This is a genomic window from Bacteroidales bacterium (assembly GCA_018334875.1).
GTDB lineage: Bacteria > Bacteroidota > Bacteroidia > Bacteroidales > UBA12077 > JAGXLC01.
This window is the reverse complement of the sequence record JAGXLC010000248.1, coordinates 1-4,991: the sequence shown is the minus strand read 5'-3', so window position 1 is coordinate 4,991 and position 4,991 is coordinate 1. Positions and strand designations below refer to the sequence as shown.

4 protein-coding genes are annotated in these 4,991 nt (G+C 39.2%); all 4 read left to right on the top strand.

Annotated features, from left to right (window positions below; translation table 11 throughout):
• A partial coding sequence (locus tag KGY70_15515) for an RNA polymerase sigma factor (GenBank protein MBS3776604.1) occupies positions 1-516 on the top strand: 516 nt, incomplete at its 5' end.
• Between the two features lie 104 nt (positions 517-620).
• A complete protein-coding gene (locus tag KGY70_15510) occupies positions 621-1,523 on the top strand; it encodes a HAMP domain-containing histidine kinase (protein ID MBS3776603.1) in 903 nt (300 codons plus the stop codon).
• Positions 1,524-1,645: 122 nt separating this feature from the next.
• Entirely contained in the window at positions 1,646-4,552 is a 2,907-nt protein-coding gene (locus KGY70_15505) for a PAS domain-containing protein (protein MBS3776602.1), read from the top strand.
• A gap of 99 nt (positions 4,553-4,651) precedes the next feature.
• Positions 4,652-4,991: hypothetical protein (locus tag KGY70_15500; GenBank protein MBS3776601.1), on the top strand; the 340-nt coding region annotated here is incomplete at its 3' end.

The window sequence follows — 4,991 nt, the reverse complement described above, 5'->3', positions numbered from 1 at the left end:
ATTTTTATTCTTATGACAACCCTTGATTTTCAACATGAACTGGTTAACATTCAGGACAGCCTGATGAGATTTGCTTATAGCTTAACGCTCAATAAAGAGGATGCTGAAGACCTCGTTCAGGAAACCTCTCTGAAAGCTTTAAAACATCGCGATAAATTTGTTTACAAATCCAGTTTAAAAGCCTGGACATTCACCATTTTAAAAAATACATTTATAAACAATTATCGGCGTTCACGAAAGAAATCTACTTATCCCAATCAATCAATAGAACATTCTAACAAACATTATTTTACTGCTTCACAAGGCTATAACCCGGATTCAATCTTTTCATCCAATGAAATAGAGGAAACCATTGAAGCACTGGACGAGCATTTTAAAAAGCCCCTTAAAATGCATTATGTAGGGTATAAATATAAGGAAATTGCTGAAATACTTAATTTAAATATCGGAACTGTAAAAAGCAGAATCTATTTTTCGCGGAAAAAACTGGTCAAAAAATTGCAAGGTTATAATTAGTACCTTACCGGTCAAATTCTTGCTTTTTTTGCAAAACTTGCCCGGTAAAGTACTTAAAAATTGCATATTCAATAAGTGATATATCCTAACTAAAATTTGAGATTATGGATTTTGAGATTATTAGACAATTCAATTTTCTGAAGAAACCCAAAAACGGTTTCTCCAAATCATCAGATACAACTTCCAACAATGGAAGTGTTAGTGAACAACACTCAGAATATCAGCACAATTCAGAATTACTGAAAATCAAAAAACAAAATGTCCGCCTGAAAAATCGGGTAAGACAATTAAAAACTAAACTGGAAAATACCAGAGACAATAACGCCAAATTCATCGGCCTCATAGCTCATGATCTAAGGAGTCCCTTCAATGCAATAATAGGCGCTTTAGAATTACTGAAAGAAAATAAGGGGGCGGATGAAAAAGAAAAGGACCATTATATACAACATGTATATGAATCAGCAAAAAACACTTTAAATCTTATCGATAGCCTGCAGGATTGGGCTATTGCTCAAAATAACGAAGAATACTTCAACCCTGTTAAAATAAATTTATCTGAATTGTTTGCAGAGTTAATCGAAAATATCGAGTTTTCGGCTAAGCAGAAACAAATAAAGTTATGTGATTATGTTGATCCCAATTTGAATATAACGGCTGATCCGCAGATGGTTAGAGCAATACTTAGGAATTTAATTGACAATGCCATAAAATTCACCGATAATGGGGGTACCGTTGCATTAACCGGATCAGATCGTGGACAAGTCTTTGAAATAACGGTAAACGATACGGGCAAGGGAATTTCAGAGGAAATTCAAAAACAACTTTTCAAAAACCCATTTAATTCAGAACAAGAATCCTGCAATGAAAACGGAGCTTCTCTGGGATTATTCCTTTGCAGGGAGTTTGTGGAAGTTCATGGCGGTACAATCAAGGTGGAAAGTGAGCCGGGTAGGGGTAGCAAGTTTAAGTTCACCTTACCTTATAAAACCAATGGTTTTGCCGGTTGATATCAGTGATGATGTGTAATCTGTTAGATTTTTACATAAAAACAATTTTTATTAATTTTGGATATTACCAATTATGCTTATTTTTAAAAACAAAAATTATTCAATAGACTGATTATATTCTGATGACAATCAGGAAATCGAAAGCGACAGATAATTCGAAAAAAGAAACTCCGAATCCCGATATGTTTCCCGTAGTAGGAATTGGTGCCTCAGCGGGAGGATTGGAAGCACTTGAACAATTCCTGGGAAATGTACCTGAAGACAGTGGATTGGCATATGTTATCGTTCAGCACCTCGATCCGACCCAGGAAGGAATGCTCCCTGAGTTGCTCCAGAGATCCACTAAAATGAATGTTTACCAGGCGAAAGACAGTATGGATATAAAGCCAGACTGCGTGTATGTCATCCCCCCCAATAAAAGCATGTCCATTTTAAAGGGAGTGCTTTATCTGTTTGAACCAGCGGAAGCAAGAGGGTTTCGCCTTCCCGTTGATTTTTTCTTTCGTTCCCTTGCCGACGACCGAAAGGAACGAAGTATCGGACTCATTTTTTCGGGCATGGGCTCCGACGGAAGTTTAGGTTTAAGAGCCATAAAAGAAAATAACGGAATTGTAATGGTTCAGGATCCTGAGACGGCTAAATTTGACAGCATGCCCCGCAACGCCATTAATTCCGTGTTGGTGGATATTGTTGCTCCGGCAGATGAGTTGCCCGAAAAACTCATCTCTTTTCTTCAACATATTCCGGATGACAAATCTGATACCGAAACAAAAGTTTTAGACAAAGGCGCCCTTGACAAAATTATTATTCTCCTGCGTACCCATACCGGGAACGACTTTTCATCGTACAAAAAAAATACGATCTATCGTCGCGTCGAAAGACGCATGGCGGTTCATAAAATAGACAAAATTTCTTCCTATGTTCATTTTTTATCTGAAAATCCAAAGGAGATAGAACTTCTTTTTAAAGAATTGATGATTGGTGTGACCAATTTCTTTCGGGATATCAATGTGTGGGAGAAGTTAAAGGAATCGGTTATACCCGATATGCTTACCAGGATAGAGTCCGGCTCATCAGTACGGGCGTGGGTTCCGGGGTGCTCCACCGGAGAGGAAGCATATTCCCTGGCCATCGTGTTTAAAGAAGCGCTTGAGAAAATCAGTTCGCCCACGGATATTAGCTTAAAGATATTTGCTACCGACCTGGATAATGATGCTGTTGAGGTTGCCAGGAAGGGTGTTTTTCCGGCAAATATTGCTAATGATGTTTCAGACTCCCGTCTGAATCGTTTTTTTACTGAAATGGATGAAGGTTATTGCATCAATACGGAAATAAGGGAAATGGTTGTATTTGCCAGGCATAACATCATTATGCATCCGCCTTTTACAAAGATTGATCTCCTTTCCTGTCGTAACCTGCTCATTTATATGGATTCCGGGCTACAAAATCAATTGATCCGGATGTTTTACCATAGCACGAATCCCAATGGAATTATTCTATTGGGAAGTTCTGAATCACTTGGGGAACAGAGCCATCTTTTTCAACCCCTGGATGCTAAATTGAAAATCTTTAAACGTTCAGTTACTGCCGTTTCACCTGGTTTGTATGATTTTCCCTCTTCATTTTCCAAAAGCAAACCCGCTCAAATTGAAAAACAACCATCTGTTCAATCACCCCCAAACATTCAAACGCTGGCCGAACAATTGTTGATACAGCATTTTGCACCCGTAGGCGTTTTGGTGAATGAAAAAGGGGATATTCTTTATATTAGCGGCCGGACCGGAAAATACCTGGAACCGGCAGCGGGTAAGGCAAATATGAATGTATTTGCTATGTTACGGGAAGGGTTGCGCTCAGAATTTCCTTCTGCTTTCCGTAAAGCTGTATCGCAAAAAGGTAATGTGCGTTTACGTGATGTCAGTGTAGGTACAAACGGTGGTTTACAAACCGTTAATGTAAACATACAATGGATTGATGGCCCGGAACCTTTAAAAGGGATGGTGATGGTAACTTTTACCGACATCGGGGAGGTTGATGAAAACAAAGAACAAGCAGATAAGGGTGAAGATACAAAGGAAAGCAAAAAGCGCTCGAAACTGGAAAAGGAGTTACAGCGTATACGTGAAGAAATGCAACAGAAGCAGGAGGAAATGGAGACTTCGCAGGAGGAACTGAGAGCTGCGAATGAAGAATTGCAATCAACCAATGAGGAGCTAACCACCTCAAAAGAAGAAATGCAAAGCCTAAATGAGGAACTTCAGACAGTTAACGCTGAGTTGATGGCTAAAGTAGAAGATTACAGGCGGGTGGAGAATGATATGAAAAACCTGCTCAACAGCACCGATATTGCTACCTTGTTTCTCGACAAAAACCTGAATATCCGCCGATTTACTCCTCAGACAACCCAAATATTCAAACTTAGAAAAAGCGATATAGGACGGCCCATTACCGACCAGGCTTCGGATCTTATATATCCTGATATGGCTGAAGATGCGCAAGAAGTATTGCGTACCCTCGTCTATAAACAAAAACAAATCCCTACCAAAGACGGGCGGTGGTTTTCCGTCCGGATTATGCCTTATCGCACTTATGACGATAAAATTGACGGGTTGGTAATAACTTTTATGAATATCACAGACATCCAAAAGAAGGAAAGTAAATTACATGAAACCGAACAAATGCAACGTTTGCTCCTGAATACATATTCAGAGGTTATTATCAAATTATCCTCCGATTGGAGGATAGAGGAGTTTAATCCTGCAGCAGAGCAATTTTTCGGCAAAAGACGGGATGAAGTCATCGATAAGAATTTTATTAAAATGTTTGTTCCGGGAAAAGCGCAGGAAAAGACGGAAGAAAATATGAAGAAGTTCCTTCAGGAAGTCAGGGATAGTAAATGCGAGATGGAGGTAATAACAGCCGCAGGCAAAACAAGAGAAACAGAATGGAGCGTTACTGTTTTGTTCAATAACTTTGAAAAACCTGTGGCACTTATGATGACAGAAGAAGGGCACAAGAACGGGAGATAGAATGAATGAGTAGTGAGTAGTGAGTAAATGAGTAGTGAGTAAATGAGTAGTGAGTAATGAGTAATGAGTAGTGAGTACAAGAACCAAAAATATGAACATATGAGTGAAGAAGAAATGGATTTTACAGACGTACGAAAGTTACGTGAAAAAGCCGAAGAAAAACTCAGAAGGGAAGGCAACAAATCGAATATTCCGGAGGAGATCCATGACAAAGAAAGACTCCTGCATGAATTGCAGGTGCATCAGATAGAATTGGAAATGCAGAATGAAGAATTACAACAGGCTTACGAAAGAGCCGAAGAGGCCCTTAAGAAATATACCATTTTATATGATTTTGCTCCTACCGGTTATTTTACACTCGATGCTGAGGGCACCATCTGCGAGTTGAATTTTACCGGTGCGGAATTACTGGGAGACAAGCGTGTTAGTTTGATAGATA

Excerpts from the sequence above, each read along its gene's own strand:
- KGY70_15510 (MBS3776603.1), top strand. The coding sequence starts at position 621 with ATGGATTTTGAGATTATTAGACAATTCAATTTTCTGAAGAAACCCAAA.
- KGY70_15505 (MBS3776602.1), top strand. The coding sequence starts at position 1,646 with ATGACAATCAGGAAATCGAAAGCGACAGATAATTCGAAAAAAGAAACT.